At 26.8% G+C, this 17,080-nt stretch carries 20 protein-coding genes; 14 read left to right on the top strand and 6 right to left on the bottom strand.

Annotated elements, in window-relative coordinates; genetic code table 11:
* Positions 1 to 3 precede the first annotated feature (3 nt).
* From AELL_RS09990 to AELL_RS09980, 3 genes are read left to right on the top strand one after another with little or no spacing between them, the layout of a single operon-like run.
* Positions 4 to 870: a Jag N-terminal domain-containing protein gene (locus AELL_RS09990; RefSeq protein WP_118917823.1), complete on the top strand. Its 867-nt coding sequence runs from the start codon at positions 4 to 6 to the stop codon at positions 868 to 870.
* 2 nt (positions 871 to 872) lie between these two features.
* Positions 873 to 2,213 (top strand): tRNA uridine-5-carboxymethylaminomethyl(34) synthesis GTPase MnmE, encoded by a 1,341-nt coding sequence (gene mnmE, locus AELL_RS09985; RefSeq protein ID WP_118917822.1) that lies wholly within the window; start codon positions 873 to 875, stop codon positions 2,211 to 2,213.
* 19 nt (positions 2,214 to 2,232) lie between these two features.
* Positions 2,233 to 2,640 (top strand): hypothetical protein, encoded by a 408-nt coding sequence (locus AELL_RS09980; protein WP_118917821.1) that lies wholly within the window; start codon positions 2,233 to 2,235, stop codon positions 2,638 to 2,640.
* Between the two features lie 29 nt (positions 2,641 to 2,669).
* Here the strand turns inward: AELL_RS09980 and AELL_RS09975 are convergent, their stop codons facing one another.
* On the bottom strand, positions 2,670 to 3,149 hold the full coding sequence (locus tag AELL_RS09975; protein ID WP_118917820.1) for a SixA phosphatase family protein: 480 nt from the start codon (positions 3,147 to 3,149) through the stop codon (positions 2,670 to 2,672).
* A 127-nt stretch (positions 3,150 to 3,276) separates the two neighbouring features.
* Here AELL_RS09975 and AELL_RS09970 point away from each other — a divergent pair, with 127 nt between their 5' ends.
* A complete protein-coding gene (locus tag AELL_RS09970) occupies positions 3,277 to 4,191 on the top strand; it encodes a 5'-nucleotidase (protein WP_118917819.1) in 915 nt (304 codons plus the stop codon).
* 55 nt (positions 4,192 to 4,246) lie between these two features.
* The gene (htpX, locus tag AELL_RS09965) at positions 4,247 to 5,107 is read left to right on the top strand and encodes a zinc metalloprotease HtpX (protein ID WP_118917818.1); all 861 of its coding nucleotides are present in this window, start codon (positions 4,247 to 4,249) and stop codon (positions 5,105 to 5,107) included.
* A gap of 73 nt (positions 5,108 to 5,180) precedes the next feature.
* On the opposite strand, the gene AELL_RS09960 is transcribed toward htpX, so the two are convergent.
* From AELL_RS09960 to AELL_RS09945, 4 genes are all read right to left on the bottom strand, one after another.
* Positions 5,181 to 5,939, bottom strand: a complete 759-nt coding sequence (locus tag AELL_RS09960) for a M15 family metallopeptidase (protein WP_118917817.1) — start codon at positions 5,937 to 5,939, stop codon at positions 5,181 to 5,183.
* Positions 5,914 to 6,990, bottom strand: coding sequence for a chorismate synthase (aroC, locus tag AELL_RS09955; protein ID WP_118917816.1), 1,077 nt, complete (start codon positions 6,988 to 6,990; stop codon positions 5,914 to 5,916). The genes AELL_RS09960 and aroC overlap by 26 nt, the downstream gene beginning before the upstream one ends.
* A gap of 5 nt (positions 6,991 to 6,995) precedes the next feature.
* On the bottom strand, positions 6,996 to 7,670 hold the full coding sequence (gene rnc / locus AELL_RS09950) for a ribonuclease III (RefSeq protein WP_118917815.1): 675 nt from the start codon (positions 7,668 to 7,670) through the stop codon (positions 6,996 to 6,998).
* 84 nt (positions 7,671 to 7,754) lie between these two features.
* Complete coding sequence (locus AELL_RS09945) at positions 7,755 to 8,804, bottom strand: tetratricopeptide repeat protein (RefSeq protein ID WP_118918650.1); 1,050 nt, start codon at positions 8,802 to 8,804, stop codon at positions 7,755 to 7,757.
* Positions 8,805 to 8,891: 87 nt separating this feature from the next.
* Here AELL_RS09945 and dnaG point away from each other — a divergent pair, with 87 nt between their 5' ends.
* From dnaG to fmt, 7 genes are all read left to right on the top strand, one after another.
* Positions 8,892 to 10,526 (top strand): DNA primase, encoded by a 1,635-nt coding sequence (gene dnaG, locus AELL_RS09940; RefSeq protein WP_118917814.1) that lies wholly within the window; start codon positions 8,892 to 8,894, stop codon positions 10,524 to 10,526.
* An 82-nt stretch (positions 10,527 to 10,608) separates the two neighbouring features.
* Positions 10,609 to 10,992, top strand: coding sequence for a RidA family protein (locus tag AELL_RS09935; protein WP_118917813.1), 384 nt, complete (start codon positions 10,609 to 10,611; stop codon positions 10,990 to 10,992).
* A gap of 116 nt (positions 10,993 to 11,108) precedes the next feature.
* Positions 11,109 to 11,426 carry a 50S ribosomal protein L21 gene (gene rplU, locus AELL_RS09930; RefSeq protein WP_118886870.1) on the top strand — a complete coding sequence of 106 codons (318 nt, stop codon included), beginning with the start codon at positions 11,109 to 11,111 and terminating at the stop codon, positions 11,424 to 11,426.
* 27 nt (positions 11,427 to 11,453) lie between these two features.
* Complete coding sequence (rpmA, locus tag AELL_RS09925) at positions 11,454 to 11,711, top strand: 50S ribosomal protein L27 (RefSeq protein ID WP_014474792.1); 258 nt, start codon at positions 11,454 to 11,456, stop codon at positions 11,709 to 11,711.
* A 148-nt stretch (positions 11,712 to 11,859) separates the two neighbouring features.
* Positions 11,860 to 12,951, top strand: a complete 1,092-nt coding sequence (gene obgE / locus AELL_RS09920) for a GTPase ObgE (RefSeq protein WP_118917812.1) — start codon at positions 11,860 to 11,862, stop codon at positions 12,949 to 12,951.
* Positions 12,951 to 13,748: a glutamate 5-kinase gene (gene proB / locus AELL_RS09915; protein ID WP_118917811.1), complete on the top strand. Its 798-nt coding sequence runs from the start codon at positions 12,951 to 12,953 to the stop codon at positions 13,746 to 13,748. The genes obgE and proB overlap by 1 nt, the downstream gene beginning before the upstream one ends.
* A gap of 13 nt (positions 13,749 to 13,761) precedes the next feature.
* Positions 13,762 to 14,682 carry a methionyl-tRNA formyltransferase gene (gene fmt, locus AELL_RS09910; RefSeq protein WP_118917810.1) on the top strand — a complete coding sequence of 307 codons (921 nt, stop codon included), beginning with the start codon at positions 13,762 to 13,764 and terminating at the stop codon, positions 14,680 to 14,682.
* 15 nt (positions 14,683 to 14,697) lie between these two features.
* Here fmt and AELL_RS09905 read toward each other — a convergent pair whose 3' ends face one another.
* Positions 14,698 to 15,591, bottom strand: a complete 894-nt coding sequence (locus AELL_RS09905) for an AEC family transporter (protein ID WP_118917809.1) — start codon at positions 15,589 to 15,591, stop codon at positions 14,698 to 14,700.
* Between the two features lie 73 nt (positions 15,592 to 15,664).
* Here AELL_RS09905 and AELL_RS09900 point away from each other — a divergent pair, with 73 nt between their 5' ends.
* Both AELL_RS09900 and AELL_RS09895 read left to right on the top strand, forming a co-directional pair.
* On the top strand, positions 15,665 to 16,300 hold the full coding sequence (locus AELL_RS09900; RefSeq protein WP_118918649.1) for a biotin--[acetyl-CoA-carboxylase] ligase: 636 nt from the start codon (positions 15,665 to 15,667) through the stop codon (positions 16,298 to 16,300).
* Positions 16,297 to 17,073 carry a ParA family protein gene (locus AELL_RS09895; RefSeq protein WP_118917808.1) on the top strand — a complete coding sequence of 259 codons (777 nt, stop codon included), beginning with the start codon at positions 16,297 to 16,299 and terminating at the stop codon, positions 17,071 to 17,073. The genes AELL_RS09900 and AELL_RS09895 overlap by 4 nt, the downstream gene beginning before the upstream one ends.
* Positions 17,074 to 17,080 lie beyond the last annotated feature (7 nt).

Below are 17,080 nucleotides of genomic sequence, written 5' to 3'. Positions count from 1 at the left end.
CTCATGAAAAAGTTTGAAGCAAATTGTTTAGAAAAAGTTTATGAATTAGCAACAGCAGATTTTAACTGTTCTATTACAGAATTAGAAATTGAAGTTATCCAACAACCAAGTAAGGGATTCCTTGGTTTTGGAAAAAAGAATGCGATTATTCAAGCATGTTTTAAAAATAGTTGTAAAACTTATGTACAAGAAACAAAAACTTTTAAAAATAAAGATGTAAAAATAGAAGAAATTTCTCAAAGAATAGAAAATTCAAATAAAGAAGTTCCTGCTACTCCATCTGAGAAAAAAGAGCCTTTATCTAAAGTTCCAAAAGTTGAATCAAAAGATAAAATTTTTGACAATTTTTATAATGAAGAAAATTCTCAAACAGAAATGTCAAAAATTGTAATTAAAAAAGATAAAGAAAAAATATTAGAAGAAGTAAAAGAGGGAATAAATCTTTTATTTGATAATACATGTTACAAAATTGAAGATATTAATGTTGAGTTTTATGATGAAGAGACTTTATACATAGAGTTTTTAGGTGAAGATTCAGCACTTTTAATTGGAAAAGAAGGTTATAGATATAAAGCTTTATCTTATATCTTATTTAATTGGATAAATGAAAAATATGGTCTAATGTTAAGATTAGAAGTTGCAGAATTTTTAAAAAATCAAGAAGATGCAATTCATGCTTATTTAGAGCCAATTATTGAAATAATCAAAGAAAAAGGTACTTTTAAAACTAAACCACTTGATGGTATTTTAGTTCACATTGCTTTAAAAAGATTAAGAGAAGAGTTCCCTGACAAATATGTTGCAGTAAAAACAAATGTTAGAGGTGATAAATACGTACTTGTAAATGAGTACAGAGCAAGAGAAATTTAATCTTGTTTGATGATGCTACAATTGTTGCAATAGCAACAGCAAATGGAATAGGTTCTATTTCAATTGTAAGGATTTCAGGAGCAAATGCTCTTGCAATCGCTTCTAAAATTTCAAAAAAAACAACTTTCCAACCACGATTAGCAACACTTTCATATCTTTATGATACAAATAATGAAATTATTGATGAAGCTTTAGTTTTATATTTTAAAGCACCATTTTCTTTTACTGGAGAAGATGTTGTTGAGTTTCAATGTCATGGTGGAGTTGCAATTGCAAATATGATAGTTGATGAAGTTTTAAAATCTGGTGCAAGATTAGCAAATCCTGGAGAATTTTCAAAAAGAGCTTTTTTTAATAATAAAATAGATTTAAGTAAAGCAGAAGCTATATCAAAAATTATTGAAGCAAGAAGTGCTGATGCGGTTAAATTACTTGCACGTCAATTAAAAGGTGAATTAACAAATTTCGTAAATGAAATAAGAGAAGATTTACTTTTTATGTTAGCTTATACAGAAGTTTCTATTGATTATGCAGAAGAAGATTTACCTACTGATATTTATGAACAAATAGAGAATAAACTTCAAAAAATTACTTTAAAATTATCAAATACATTAGAAGCTAGTAGAAGAAGAGAAGGAATGATTGAAGGTTTTAAAGTTGCAATTATTGGAAAACCAAATGTTGGAAAATCTTCACTTTTAAATAAACTTTTAAACTATGATAGAGCAATTATTTCTGATATTGCAGGAACAACTAGAGATACTATTGAAGAGTCTGTAAAAATTGGAACGCATATAATTAAAATAGTTGATACAGCTGGTATTAGAAATGCTAGTGATGTTATTGAAAAAATTGGAATTGAAAAATCAATAGAGACTTTAAATGAAGCAGATATTGTAATTGCACTTTTTGATAATAGTAAAAATTGTGATGATGAAGATAAAAAAATTTTAGAATTAATAAATGAAAATTCAAATAAAGAGATAATCAAAGTTTTAAATAAATCTGATTTAGACAATTTGTTTGATAAATCAATTTTAAATAATTTTATTGAACTTTCAACAAAAGAGGATATAAATCCACTTATTAAAAGAGTTGAACAGATTTTAGATTCAAATACTTTTGGTGATGAGATGACATTAATTTCAAAACGACAAGTATCTTCAGTTGAAAATACATTGTATAATATCAATTTATCAAAAGAGCCATTATCTAGTGGCGAATTAGAGTTTTTTGCCCACTTTATAACAGAAGCATTGGAAAATATTTCATCAATTACAAGACCTTATGAAAATGATGAGATGTTAGATGTTATGTTTGGTGAATTTTGTTTAGGTAAATAGAAATATTTTAGAGGTTAAAATGAAACAAATTATTGTTTTTATGATGTTTAGTTTTTCACTATTATTTGCAGACCAATGGGATGGTTTTTTTAAAGAGAGTGGATTTCCAAGAAAAGTAATTGATGATGGAAGTGTTGTTAAAGGGAAAATTTATCAAGCAAAAGTTACTTATCAAATTTCAAATAATGATGGAATTAAAGGTAATTTTGAAAATAATGATACAGCAAAAGTTACAGTTACTAATCAAAAAGGAAAAGTAATCTCAACTAATAAATTTATGAATGCAACAGAACTTAGAACTTGGGCAAGACAAAATTTTACTGAAATTTTTTCTTCAGTTTTAGGTGATGAAGAGTTAAATAAAGAAAAAATTACAGAACTAACAAAATTAGCTTCTTTAGTTCTTTTAAATAAAAATTTAGACTAAATAACAAAATCAAAAAAAGATTTTGTTATTTATAGAGGTTTTTCGTAGTTTACTAAAATAGCATTCTCTTTTGAAATTTCAATCCAACTATCACAATCAAAATTTATTTCCATAATTCCACCCATTTCAAACTTCTCTTTAAAGCCAACTAATGTTACAGCTAAAGCAGTTAATGATGGATTATGACCTACTAATAACATAGAATCAACAGTATCAAATGTATAAGAGATAGTTTCAAGTAACTCAGTTACAAATGCCATATATAAAACTTCATTTAACATGATAGTTTTTTTATAGTTTAATGCTTTTGCAAATATTTCTGCTGTATCTCTTGTTCTTTTTGCTGGACTAGCTACTATTAAATCAATTTGAGGATTTTTTTTTGCAAAATTCTCAGCAATATTTTTTGCTTCAGTTTTTCCATCTTCTGATAATTCTCTATCATAATCATCTTGATTTAAGTCTTCATCCTCTTTTTTTGTATGTCGTACAATATAAAGTTTTTTCATATACCTACTCTTGATTTAAAAATAATGTTTGATTGTAAATAATTTAAGCTTTTTTTCTTATAAAAAATCTAATATATAGATATTATAGCTACAAATTTGTATAATAAAAAAAATTAAGGATACTATTTTGGGATATGATTTAAACAAAAAATTAGTAATAGCCATTTCATCAAGAGCTTTATTTAATTTAGAAGATGAAAATAAAATATTTGAAGAAAAAGGTTTAGATGAATATTATAAATATCAAATTGAAAATGAAGATGTATTACCAAAAAAAGGAACAGGTTTTAGATTAGTTAAAAACCTATTGAGAATCAATGAAGATTTTCCTGATGATAAACAAGTAGAAGTTATTATTATGTCAAGGAATAATTCTGCAACAAGTTTAAGAATTACAAAATCTATAGAAAAATATAAACTTGATATTGCAAGGTCAGCTTGGAGTGGCGGAAGTGATATTTCAAAATATTTAAAACCATTTAAAGTTGATTTATTTCTTTCAGCAAATGAACAAGATGTTCAAGAAGCAATAAATGAAGGAATAGCAGCAGCTAGAATTTTACCTTATGAAAATGATGAAGATGAATTTTCAACTCAAGTAAAAATTGCTTTTGATGGTGATGCGGTTTTATTTTCAGAAGAATCAGAAATTATTTATAAAACACAAGGATTAAATGCATTTTTAGAATATGAAAAACAAAATGCCTCAAATCCTATGAAAAGTGGTCCTTTTGCACAATTATTAAGAGTTATTTCAAATATTCAAGCAAAATATCATGAAGAACAAACTCCAATTAGAACGGCACTTATAACAGCTAGAAATTCTCCTGCACATGAAAGGGTAATAAGAACCCTTTCTCAATGGGGAGTAAGACTTGATGAAGCTTTCTTTTTAGGAGGAGTGGACAAATATGAAGTAGTAAAAGCTTTTGGTGCAGATATCTTTTTTGATGACCAAGATGTGCATCTTGAAAATACTTCTAAAGTGACTCCAAGTGCTAAAGTACCCTATAAAAAAGAGTCAATTTTAAATAATATTTAGTTTAATTTTTATTAACTAATATTAGCTAAAATCACAAAAAATTTAGGAGAATAAAATGGAGCAAATAAAAACAGTTTTTCTACTTACATTTCTAACCGTATTATTCGTATTTATTGGTTATTCATTTGGTGGAACAAATGGAATGTTAATAGCATTTTTAATAGCTGGTGGTATGAATTTTTATGCTTATTATTATTCAGACCAACAAGTGCTAAAACATTATGATGCTACACCTTTAGAAGATGTTAGACATCCAGTTTATAGAATTACACAAAGATTAACACAAAAAGCTGGGCTTCCTATGCCAAAAGTTTATTTAATACCTGATCATACTCCAAATGCTTTTGCAACAGGAAGAAACCATGAACATGCTGCTGTTGCTGTTACTATGGGATTATATGAGATGTTAAATGAAGAAGAATTAGAAGGTGTAATTGCCCATGAATTATCACATATAAAACATTATGATATTTTAATTGGAACAATTGCAGCAGTTTTTGCAGGAGCAATTGCAATGATTGCAAATATGATGCAATTTGGTGCAATGTTTACTAATAGTAACGATAGACAAAGCTCAAATCCAATTATGATGATAGTTATGGCAATTTTACTTCCAATAGCAGCTTCAATTATTCAAATGACAGTTAGTAGAAGTAGAGAGTTTATGGCTGATGAAGGAGCTGCTAGAATGACAGGAAATCCAGCTGGTCTTCAAAGTGCTTTAGCAAAACTTGAAAATTATGCAAGAAGTGGACATCAAATACATAATGCAACTGAACAAACAGCTCATATGTTTATTATAAATCCATTTTCAGGTTTAAAATCAAATATTGGAAATTTATTTAGAACTCATCCAACAACTGAAGATAGAATTGCAAGACTTGAAGAGTTAAAATTTGAGTTAAAAAGAAGATAAATAAAAAAAGCAACCCTTGACCAAAGAGTTGCTTTTATGTTGAAATTATAATCAAAAGAAATTAAATGCTTCTTTAATTAAGAAGTTCTGGACGATATTCAAAATGCATGGTGTCATAATGATACCATCTCCCTCCCCAAATAAATCCATATTTTTCAAAAATTTCTACAATTTCCAAAGGTATTTTATTTTTATAAGTAAAATCTTTTTTGCCTTTATCCCAAAGCCAGTAATGTGAATCTTTAACATTCAAATCAATTGCAATTCCAAAACTATGAACACTTAATCTGTTTGTTTCACTAATCTTTCGCCAATTAAAAGCTCCACTTGGATATTGGGCAAAAGATTTTATATTATTTGGAAGTTGTTCTATTTCATTTGATATAGATTCTAATTTTTTATCTATGTCATTTATTTTATTAACCCATAATACTTTTTTAGAGCTTTTGGGTAACCATATAATTTTTACAAGATTTTGTTTTACTTCTTTTTGATTTGAACCATACATTTTTTTAAAAAATGGTTCATATCTTATTCTTCCAGCATCTTCATTTTTTGAAGGTATATAATCTTTATTTTCAGATAGTTTTATATATGGAATATCTAGTTGATTTTTTAATGAAGGATTATTTAGTTTTTCTTGAAAAGTTTTATTTTCAATTTTATCATCGAAAATCATTTTCTCATTATCATTCCAAATTAAGTGGTTATTTGAAACTTCTTTTATAAAATCAGGATAAGCTTGAACAAATTTATTAGCATCATTTGCTAATAAATTTGAAGAAAGAATAATAAGAAAAAGAATTTTATTTATTGTAAACTTTTTTAACATTTTCCATTTTTGATGACATATTAAGTAATACCATATCTGCAAGAACTAACGCCATCATAGATTCAGCAACAACACTTCCACGTACAGCAACACAAGGGTCATGTCTTCCTTTTAGTTTACATTCTACTTCATTATCATAAATATCAATTGTTTCTTGTTCTATAAAAATTGATGGAGTTGCTTTGAAATAAACTTTTACATTTATATCATCGCCATTTGAAATACCACCAAGAATTCCACCACTATGATTTGTTTTAAATCCAGATTTTCTTATTTGGTCATTATTATCATAACCTTTTACTCTTGAAGAAAGTGCTCCATCTCCAATTTCAACAGCTTTTACAGCATTTATTCCCATCATTGCATTTGCTATTTGAGAATCTAGTTTAAAATAAAGTGGTTCACCAAGACCAATAGGAGGATTTGTTACATTTATAAGTGCAACTCCACCAACACTATTATGTGAATTTTTAGCTTCTAAAATAGCATTTTTTTGAGCTTCTTCAACATTTTTATCTAAAGCAAATATTTCAGAATTAGAAACATTCTCAAAATCAAATGTTGAAGCTTGAATTCCATCTATTTCACAAATTCCACTTTTGATATCTATATTTAATTCTTTTAATAAAAGTTTAGCAATAGCACCAGCAGCAACTCTAGCAGCTGTTTCTCTAGCACTACTTCTTCCTCCACCTCTATAATCTCTTGTTCCATATTTATTAAAATATGTAAAATCAGCATGTCCTGGACGGAATAAATCTTTTACATTTGAATAATCACTACTTTTTTGATTTTCATTAAAAATTACCATAGAGATTGGAGTTCCAGTTGTTATTCCTTCAAAAACACCACTTAAAATTTCTACAACATCACCTTCTTTTCTAGCTGTTGCAAATTTATTTTGACCAGGTTTTCTTCTATCCATTTCGCTTTGGATAAACTCTTCATCTATTTTTATTCCAGCTGGAACTCCATCAACAATACATCCAAGAGCTTTTCCATGAGATTCACCAAAAGTTGTAAACCTAAATCTATGACCAAATGTATTCATATTGGTTATTCTCCTTTTAGTTTTTCTATAGCAATTTTTGCTGCTGCTTGTTGAGCTAGTTTTTTACTTTTCCCACTTGCATAACCATAATTTGTTCCATCAATCCAAATTGATACTTCAAACTCTTTTTTGTGGTCTGGTCCATAAGAACCTTCGATTTTATATTCTGGAATTGAAGCAAATTTAGCTTGAGTTATCTCTTGAAGAGCTGTTTTATAATCACTAAATAATACATCAAGATTAATTTTGTCATAAGATTTTTCTAATAATCTTAAAATAATAGGTTTTAAAGTATTAAGTCCTGATTCTAAATAAATTGCACCCATAATTGCTTCAAAGGCATCTGATAAAATAGAAGCTTTTGTTCTTCCTTTGTTTCTTTCTTCAGCTGTTGAAATAAAAATATAATCACCTAATCTTATTTCATTTGCAAGTCTTGTAAAACCTGTTTCATTTACTAAAGAAGCTCTAATCTTAGATAATTCACCTTCATTTGATTTTGGGAATTTTAAATATAAATATTCTCCAACAATTAGATTTAAAACAGCATCACCTAAAAACTCTAAACGTTCATTATTGTAAGGTTTTTTGTAACTTTTATGGGTAAGTGCTTCGATTATCAGATTTTTATTTTTAAACTGATAATCCAAACACTTTTCCAATTTCGAATAATCACTCATTTGTGTCCTTTGTTAAAATTTATGGAAGTATAGCACATCTTTTATTATGTTATATATTGTTATTTTTTTATTTTAAATCTTTTTTTATTGTAAAGATTGATATGGTTCATAAAAAGATTTTGTTAAATGATGTTTTACATTAAATGTTAGTATATTATGACAATGTGGACATCTTGTATCAAAAACAGGATGAGAGTGTTTACATGAACTACAAATAAATTCAAAATCTAATGTTGCATTAATTTTATGTTCATGTCTATTTATAAGCATCAAAATATCTAAATCAAAATCATGACTATGTTCTAAATTTTTTAAATGACCTTTTGCGTTATAAACTTCCAATAAAAAAGAGTTATCAAGAACTTTATTAAAATCTATATCATCAAAGTTTAAGTACCACATAATATCAATAAATTTTGAACAATCGAACTCTTTTATATGTTCCCAAAAAAATGGTTTGTTAAATTGAATTAGAAAACTTACAAATATTCTTTCAATGATTTTGTGTTCTTTAAAAATTTCATATAGAAGTTCAGTTCTTCTTTCAAATGATAAAATTGAATCATTTAAAATTATTAAAGCATCAAGATATATTTTATCGATTTTCATATCTATATCTAACTCTTCTAAACAAGAGGCAATCTCTTTTGCTTTTTTAAAGTCTTTTAGTTTTTCACTTACAAGTAATAGATATTTTAAAGCATTTTTGTTATGTGGAGAGAATTTTAGAATTCTTAAAAATATCTCTTTTGACCTTTGTAAAAAACCACCTTTAAAGTAAGTTGTTCCTAAAAGTTCTAATAACTCCTCTTTTTTTACTCTATCATTTACATGTTCAAGTAGAGTCAAATAAACAGAAATGGCTTTATTATAATCACCTTTATGTAAAAAAGATGAAGCTAAAAGTAAAATAGAGTCAAAAGGAAGATTATAAGTTTTATATAAATGTACATAATCTTCTTCTTTTAATTTTCCAAGCTCAAATCTTAAAGAGAGTTTTCTATAATCTTTTCTTGCATTTCTCTCTTTATAAATACCGTAAGAGTATGTTATAAAAGATATTATAAAAATTAGAGCAACAATAATTATTATTCCAAGTAGAGGGTCTCTATACTCTAAAACTATATTATCCACAGATAAAACCTTTATTAATTGTTTTAAAAAGTGTTGCATATTAACATAAAAGTTCATATAAACGAATAAAAGAGTATAATCCTTTTTATGATAAAAAAAGAGTCAATAGAAAATTTAAAAAATCATCTTGATGTTGTAGATGTAATTTCTCAATTTATAGAATTAAAAAAATCTGGAGCAAATTTTAAGGCTTGTTGTCCTTTTCATGGAGAAAGTACTCCATCTTTTGTAGTTAGTCCAGCAAAACAAATATATCACTGTTTTGGATGTGGGGCAGGTGGTGACTCTATAAAATTTGTAATGGAATATGAAAAAACAACATATCCAGAAACAATAGAAAAATTAGCTTCGATGTATAATTTTACATTGGATTATGAAAATACAACTGAAAAAAAACAAGATATAAGAATCTTAGAAGAAGTTAATAAATATTATCAAAAGCTTTTTGTAAATAATTCTGTAGCAAAAGAGTATATAAAAGATAGAGGAATTTCTGATTTTTCTATAGAAAAATTTGAAATAGGATATGCTCCTGTTTCTCTTGATACAATAAATTTTTTAAAATCAAATCATTTTAATTTAACAGAAGCCATAGAATTAGGTGTTATTGATACTGGAACAAATGGTTTATATTCAAGATTTATAGAAAGAATTACTTTTCCCATTTATTCAATAAATGGAAAACTAGTAGGTTTTGGTGGAAGAACAATAACTGGACATAATGCAAAATATGTAAATTCCCCTCAAACTAAACTTTTTAATAAATCAAGACTTTTATATGGTTATCATTTAGCAAAAGAGAAAATTTATAAAAATAAACAAATAATTGTTTGTGAAGGTTACTTAGATGTAATAATGCTTCATCAAGCAGGATTTAATACAGCAGTTGCAACACTTGGAACTGCCCTTACTCTTGAGCATTTACCACTTCTAAGACGAGGTGAACCAAAAGTAGTACTTGCATATGATGGTGATAAAGCTGGACTTGCAGCTGCTTTTAAAGCTTCAGTAATGCTTAGTCAAAGTGATTTTGAAGGTGGAGTTGTAATTTTTAGTGATGGACAAGACCCTGCTGATATGGTAAAAGGTAAAAAAATTGAAGAATTAAATAATATTTTTTTAAATCCAATTCCTTTTATTCCTTATGCAATTGATTATATTATTTCAAAGTACGATATAAATGAACCTAATCAAAAACAAAAAGCTTTAAATGAAGCAAATGATTATTTAAAAAGTTTAAGTTTATTAAATCAAGATGAATATAAAAGATATCTAGCTCAAAAATTAAATGTAAGAGAGAATTTAGTAAAAATTAGTTCAGATAAACAAAGAATTAATGATGTTAATTTATCAAAAATTGATATTGCAGAACTTTGTATTATAAAATCAATTCTTGAAAAACCAAAAAGGTTAGATGCTGTTTTAGATATAGTAGATGCTTCAATGTTTGAATTTCATAGAAATGAATTTGAATTAGTTTTAACAGATATAGAAAATCCATCTTTAAATTCAATTATTTTAAATGAAAAACTTGAAAATTATGATGATGAAAGACTTAATCAAGAACTTCTTACATTAGTATATAAATTTTATACAAATAAATTAACAGCAATTTCATATGATAAAAGTCTGGATTTTAAACAAAAAGCAAATTTAATTAGAAAAATTAAAGATAATATTTATCAATTAAAACAAGGAAAACTTGTAAGTTATAATCTATAAAAATTAATTTTCAAAATTTATTTTATTAGTAGTTTATTTTTTGTAGAATTCCAAAAAGTTATTTAAACTTAAGGAAAATCCAATGAAATTTATTGAAAGTGATAATTTACCTTTAGCAATAGGTCCTTATTCTCCTGCTGTTAAAGTACATGGTATGATTTATACATCTGCACAAGTTCCAGTAACTTTAGATGGTACAATGATAGAAAGAGATATTAAAATTCAAACAAGACAAGTATTGTCAAATCTTAGAACACTTTTAGAAGATGCTGATAGTGGACTAGAAAAAGTTGTTAAAGTATCAGTTTATTTAGAAAATATTGAAGATTTTGGTGTAGTTAATGTTTTATTTGCAGAAGCATTTGGGGATCATAAACCTGCTCGCACAACAATTTCAGTAAAAGGGTTACCTAAAAATGCTCTAATTATGGTTGATGCAATTGCATTAGCAAATGATTACCATTAAAATAATAGACTTAAAGAAAGTTTAAACTAAATTAAGATACTATTCCGGTTCGAAAAATAGAGTTAATATGAACGAGTATCGACTTATGCATATAGAATTGAATTAGAGGAAAAAAGATGTACGCAATTATCAAGTGTGGTGGAAAACAGTATAAAGTTTCTGAGGGAGATATCTTAGACGTAGATTATACTGGTTTAGCTGCTAAAGAAACTTTAGAAATTACTGATGTTTTAGCTGTAAACAACGGTGAGTTAAAAACTGGTGATGCAGTTGCAAACGCAAAAGTTGAAGCAGTTGTAGTATTAGATGGTACTGGTGTAAATAGAGCTAAAAAAGTAATCATTTACAAAAAAAGAAGAAGAAAAGATTCTAAATTAAAAAGAGGTTTCAGAAAAAGCTTCACAAAAATTAGAATTACTAAAATCGCTGCATAAGCATAACAAAAGTTAAGGAGAACAATTATGGCTCACAAAAAAGGTCAGGGAAGTACACAGAATAATAGAGATTCAGCTGGTAGAAGACTTGGTGTTAAAAAATTTGGTGGTGAAGTTGTAAGAGCTGGAAATATTATCATTAGACAAAGAGGTACTAAAGTACATTTAGGTCAAAATGTTGGTATGGGTAAAGATCATACAATATATTCTTTAATTGACGGTGTTGTTAAATTTGAAATTAAAGATAAAAAAAGAAAAAAAGTTTCAGTTTACGCAGCATCGTAATTCTGAATCAAATTTAGTTTCTTTAAAGGGTGTATGGCTTTTGCCTACACCCTTTTTTTATTTAAAAATCAACATAACTAATTAAAAGTTAACAGTGAAATAAGATTTTACTTTTAGTTTTTAATTATTTATTAAAAGGAAAGTTATTATGTTTATAGATAGCGCTAGATTTTCAGTTACATCTGGAAAGGGTGGACAGGGATGTGCAGCTTTTAGACGAGAAAAATTTGTTGTTAAAGGTGGACCTGATGGTGGAGATGGAGGAAGAGGTGGAGATGTTTATTTTTTAGTAGACAACAATACTGATACTTTATCAAATTACAAAGGAAGAAAATTCTTTAAAGCTGAAAATGGGAAACAAGGTTTAGGTGGAAGTATGACAGGAAAGTCAGGTGAAGCACTTGTTTTAATTGTACCTCCAGGAACTCAAGTAATTGATGATGAGACAAATGAAGTTATTTTTGATTTATTAGAAGTTGGGAAAAAAGTTCTATTTTTAGAAGGTGGAAAAGGTGGATTAGGAAATGTTCACTTTAAAAATTCAAGAAATCAAAGACCAACATATTTTCAACCAGGACTTCCAGGAACTACTAGAAAAATTAGATTAGAGTTAAAATTAATTGCAGATGTTGGACTTGTTGGTTATCCAAACGTAGGAAAATCAACTTTAATTTCAGTAACATCAAACGCAACTCCTGAAATTGCAAATTATGAGTTTACAACATTAACTCCAAAACTAGGTGTTGTTGGAGTTGGTGATTATAACTCTTTTGTGATGGCTGATATTCCAGGAATTATTGATGGAGCAAGTGAAGGAAGAGGTTTAGGTTTAGAGTTTTTAAAACATATAGAAAGAACAAAAACTCTACTTTTTGTAATTGATGTTGCAAATTATAGAACTATGATTGACCAATACAATGTTTTAAAACAAGAAGTTGCTAAGTTCTCTACTGAGTTATCAAAAAGAAATTTTGCAATAGTTTTAAGTAAAATTGATGGATATTTTGGTGAAGATTTAGAAGGTGATATTAAAAAGTTTATTAATGAAATTGGTTTAGAAGTGACTACTTCAAATGAGTTTAAATTTGAAGCTGATTATCCTTACTATATTCAAGATTTAATTTATTCAAGATTTGATGAAACTAAACCATATTTTGTTTTACCAATCTCTTCTTTAACGAAATTAAATATTAAACAATTAGGCTTTGCTTTATATAATTTATTAGAACAAGGTAAATGATGGAACATAATGTAATTTTACCTGCAAATAAAAGATTAGTAATAAAAGTTGGAACTGCTGTTTTAACTCAAGATGGTCAATTAGCTCTTGAGAGAATGAACAATTTAGTAAATTTAATCGCAAAATTAAAAAATGAAAAAAATCTTGAAGTTATTTTAGTATCTTCTGGTGCTGTTGGTGCTGGATATACTTCTTTAAAACTTGATAAAAAGATAGTTGCAAATAAACAAGCATTAGCTGCGATTGGGCAACCTTTATTACTTAAAAATTATAAAAAAAGATTTAAAGAACATAATATAACTTGTGCTCAAATGCTTTTTATTGCAGATGATTTTGATTCAAGAAAAAGATCAAAAAATGCACAAAATGTGATGGAAATTTTACTTGAAAATAATATTCTTCCAATCATAAATGAAAATGATGTAATTGCTACTGATGAGTTGGTTTTTGGAGATAATGACCAATTAGCTGCTCATGTAGCTTATTATTTTAAAGCTGATATGTTAGCAATTTTATCAGATATAGATGGATATTATAATAAAAATCCAAGAGAGTTTTCAGATGCAGTTTTACAAAAAAATGTTTATGAAATAAAAGAAGAAGAGTTAGAAATGAAACATAGTGCAAATTCTGAATTTGCAACAGGTGGAATTGTAACAAAACTTAAAGCTGCAAGTTTTTTAATGCAAAGAGGAATTCCTATGTATCTTACATCTGGATTTGATTTAAAAAATGCTTATGATTTTTTAGTTGATGGAAATCATAATAGTGGAACAATTTTCCAAACAAAAAAATAAAAAAGGATAGTTTTTGAGTAAAAGAATTCTATTTATGGGAACACCAGATTATGCTACGACAATATTTAAAGAGTTAATAAATAGCAAATATGAAGTAATAGGATTATTTACTCAACCTGATAAACCAGTTGGGCGAAAACAAGTTTTGACTCCTCCTCATATAAAACAATATTGTTTAGATGAAAATCTAAATCTTCCAATTTTTCAACCTATTAAATTAAGAGGAAATGAAGAAGCTAAAAAACAAATAGAAGATTTAAAACCTGATTTTATAATAGTTGCTGCTTATGGACAGATTTTACCAAAAGAGATTTTAGATATCGCCCCTTGTATAAACCTTCATGCCTCACTTTTACCAAAATATAGAGGTGCTAGTCCTATTCAAGAATCATTATTAAATGATGATTATTTTACAGGTGTTACATCAATGCTTATGGAAGAAGGTCTTGATAGTGGAGATATTTTAGGTTTACAATATTTAAAAATAACTTCAACTATGGAAGTATCAGAAGCTTTTGAAAAATTATCAATTATTGCAGCAACTTTAACAATAACTACGTTAGATAATTTTGAAAATATAAAACCTATAAAACAAAATGAAGCAGAAGTTAGTTTTTGCAAAAAAATTAAAAAAGAAGATGGTTTAGTAAATTTTTTAGATGCAAAAAAATTATATTTAAAATATAAAGCATACTCTTATTGGCCAGGTATTTTTTTAGAGTCAGAGCTAAAATTAAAAGATATTGAATTAGTTGAAGAAAATTCAATAAATAAAGAGGGAGAAATTTTAGAAATCTCTAAAGATTTTATTGTTATTGGATGTAAAAAAGGAAGTTTAAAAATAAAAACTTTACAAGCTCCTTCAAAAAAAGCTATTAGTTCAGTTGATTTTATAAGAGGGCAAAGACTTGAAGTAGGGAATATTTTACTATAAATCTAGCGTAAAAAATTACGCTAAATATGTAGTATACATTGTTATTGTAAATAGACTTAATAAAACACCTAATACAAGAGAATTAATTGCAATTTTCTCATCTAAACCACCTTTTATAGCTAAAACTGTTGCCATAGTCATAGGTGGCATTGCAACTTCAATTATAGTTACTTTTACCCAAGTTTGGTCTATTCCATAGAAGTATTTGAATCCAATTAATATAATTATTGGCACAACAATCATTTTTAAAATCATTGCAACTGAAACTATATGTAATCTTGCAAAAATATTCTTTAGTTCTAATTTCATACCAATAGCAATCATAGCAAGTGGCACTAAAGTTGAACCAAGTGTTTGAGTAGTCAACAATAAAAAGTTTGGTATTTCAAAATTTTTTGCAACAAGTGTAACAAAAAACATAATTGCAGGTGGGAATAAGAAAATTGATTTTGAAATAGATTTCACACTGTTTTTTTTGCCATTTCCCCACGTAATAATAAACATACCAACTGAAACTAAAAGTAGAAATGAACCAAAAATATCATAAATTAGTCCATACACAATATAATCTTGTCCATAAAATGCATCTATATATGAAAATCCTATAAATGATGTATTCCCAAATGTTGCCATAATCATAAATGTAGCAAAATATGTTCTATTTAATCTCATTAATTTACCTACAAGATATGCTAATGTTAGGTTGAATAAAATAAAACACATAAACATTAAAATTAATCCAACAATTCTTTGGTCAAGAATTAAAGGATAAATTTTTGAAAAAACAATTGAGGGAAGTGAAAAGTAGATGATAAATTCTATTAATTGTTTCGAATTATCATGCAAAAATACTTTAAATAAATATCCTATAGCTAAATATATTGCAATAGGTAAAACGGGATCTAACATAATAAACTAACACCTTTTTTTGCAAAGATTATAATTAATAAAATCTTCTATTTTAATTATGTATAATCGAAAAATGAAAATTATAAGATTAAATGAAGTTAATTCAACTCACACATATTTAAAAGAATATATTCAAACTAATGGTTATGTTGAACCATTATGTATTGTAACTGATTATCAAACAAATGGAATAGGAAGTCGTGGAAATTCTTGGACTGGGAAAAAAGGTAACCTTTTTTTCTCTTTTGTTATTTCAATAGATGAACTACCAGAGGATTTGCCTCTACAAACAATTTCCATTTATGTTTCATATATATTAAAATCTATTTTAAAAAATTTAGGTTCTAATGTATGGATTAAATGGCCAAATGATTTTTATATTAATAATAAAAAAATTGGTGGAACAATTACTAATATGTCAAAGAATTTAGTCTATTGTGGAATAGGGTTAAATTTGTTAGAAGTAGAAGAAGATTTTGGAAAACTCGATATAAAAGTAGATATAGATAATTTGTTACAAAATTATTTTTTAGAGTTAGAAAAAAAGATTTCATGGAAGCAAATATTTAGTGATTTTAAGATAGAATTTCAACTTAGCAAAAAGTTCCAAACGACCATAGATAATCAAAAAGTTTCATTAGAACACGCGATATTAAATGAAGATGGTTCAATTCAAGTAAACAATAAAAAGGTATTTAGTTTAAGATGACAGAAATTATTTCAATAGCTAATCAAAAAGGTGGAGTAGGTAAAACTACTACAGCTGTAAACTTAAGCGCAGCACTTGCCTTAGAAGGTAAAAAAGTCTTATTAATTGATGCAGATCCTCAAGCAAATGCAACTACATCTTTAGGATTTCATAGAGATACTTATGAATATAACATTTATCATGTAATGTTAGGAACAAAAGAATTAAGTGAAATTATTTTAGATTCAGAGATTGAGAATCTAAAAGTTGCACCTTCAAATATTGGACTTGTAGGTATAGAAAAAGAGTTCTATAAAAATACTAAAGAGAGAGAATTAGTATTAAAAAGAAAAATTGATCCAATAAAAAAAGATTTTGATTATATTATAATAGATTCGCCTCCAGCACTTGGACCAATCACAATAAATACTTTAAGTGCATCATCATCAGTATTAATTCCAATTCAATGTGAGTTTTTTGCACTAGAAGGTTTAGCACAGTTATTAAATACTATAAAATTAGTAAAACAAACAATAAATCAATCTTTACAAATTAGAGGTTTTTTACCTACAATGTATAGTGCACAAAATAATCTTTCAAAACAAGTATTTGCAGATTTAGCACAACATTTTGAAAATAAATTATTTAAAGTTGATGATAATTCATATGTAGTTATTCCAAGAAATGTAAAATTAGCAGAAAGTCCAAGTTTTGGTAAACCAATTATGCTTTATGATACAAATTCAAGTGGAACAAAAGCTTATACAAATTTAGCAAGAGCAATTGCAGGATAATTTTATT

It is taken from the genome of Arcobacter ellisii (assembly GCF_003544915.1).
Taxonomy (GTDB): Bacteria; Campylobacterota; Campylobacteria; order Campylobacterales; family Arcobacteraceae; genus Aliarcobacter; species Aliarcobacter ellisii.
This window is presented reverse-complemented; position numbering and strand designations above follow the sequence as displayed.

Excerpts from the sequence above, each read along its gene's own strand:
- obgE (WP_118917812.1), top strand. The coding sequence starts at position 11,860 with ATGTTTATAGATAGCGCTAGATTTTCAGTTACATCTGGAAAGGGTGGA.
- aroC (WP_118917816.1), bottom strand. The coding sequence starts at position 6,990 with ATGAATACATTTGGTCATAGATTTAGGTTTACAACTTTTGGTGAATCT.
- AELL_RS09980 (WP_118917821.1), top strand. The coding sequence starts at position 2,233 with ATGAAACAAATTATTGTTTTTATGATGTTTAGTTTTTCACTATTATTT.
- proB (WP_118917811.1), top strand. The coding sequence starts at position 12,951 with ATGGAACATAATGTAATTTTACCTGCAAATAAAAGATTAGTAATAAAA.
- AELL_RS09905 (WP_118917809.1), bottom strand. The coding sequence starts at position 15,591 with ATGTTAGATCCCGTTTTACCTATTGCAATATATTTAGCTATAGGATAT.
- rplU (WP_118886870.1), top strand. The coding sequence starts at position 11,109 with ATGTACGCAATTATCAAGTGTGGTGGAAAACAGTATAAAGTTTCTGAG.
- AELL_RS09900 (WP_118918649.1), top strand. The coding sequence starts at position 15,665 with ATGAAAATTATAAGATTAAATGAAGTTAATTCAACTCACACATATTTA.
- rnc (WP_118917815.1), bottom strand. The coding sequence starts at position 7,670 with ATGAGTGATTATTCGAAATTGGAAAAGTGTTTGGATTATCAGTTTAAA.
- dnaG (WP_118917814.1), top strand. The coding sequence starts at position 8,892 with ATGATAAAAAAAGAGTCAATAGAAAATTTAAAAAATCATCTTGATGTT.
- AELL_RS09935 (WP_118917813.1), top strand. The coding sequence starts at position 10,609 with ATGAAATTTATTGAAAGTGATAATTTACCTTTAGCAATAGGTCCTTAT.
- htpX (WP_118917818.1), top strand. The coding sequence starts at position 4,247 with ATGGAGCAAATAAAAACAGTTTTTCTACTTACATTTCTAACCGTATTA.
- AELL_RS09975 (WP_118917820.1), bottom strand. The coding sequence starts at position 3,149 with ATGAAAAAACTTTATATTGTACGACATACAAAAAAAGAGGATGAAGAC.
- AELL_RS09990 (WP_118917823.1), top strand. The coding sequence starts at position 4 with ATGAAAAAGTTTGAAGCAAATTGTTTAGAAAAAGTTTATGAATTAGCA.
- AELL_RS09960 (WP_118917817.1), bottom strand. The coding sequence starts at position 5,939 with ATGTTAAAAAAGTTTACAATAAATAAAATTCTTTTTCTTATTATTCTT.
- AELL_RS09895 (WP_118917808.1), top strand. The coding sequence starts at position 16,297 with ATGACAGAAATTATTTCAATAGCTAATCAAAAAGGTGGAGTAGGTAAA.
- rpmA (WP_014474792.1), top strand. The coding sequence starts at position 11,454 with ATGGCTCACAAAAAAGGTCAGGGAAGTACACAGAATAATAGAGATTCA.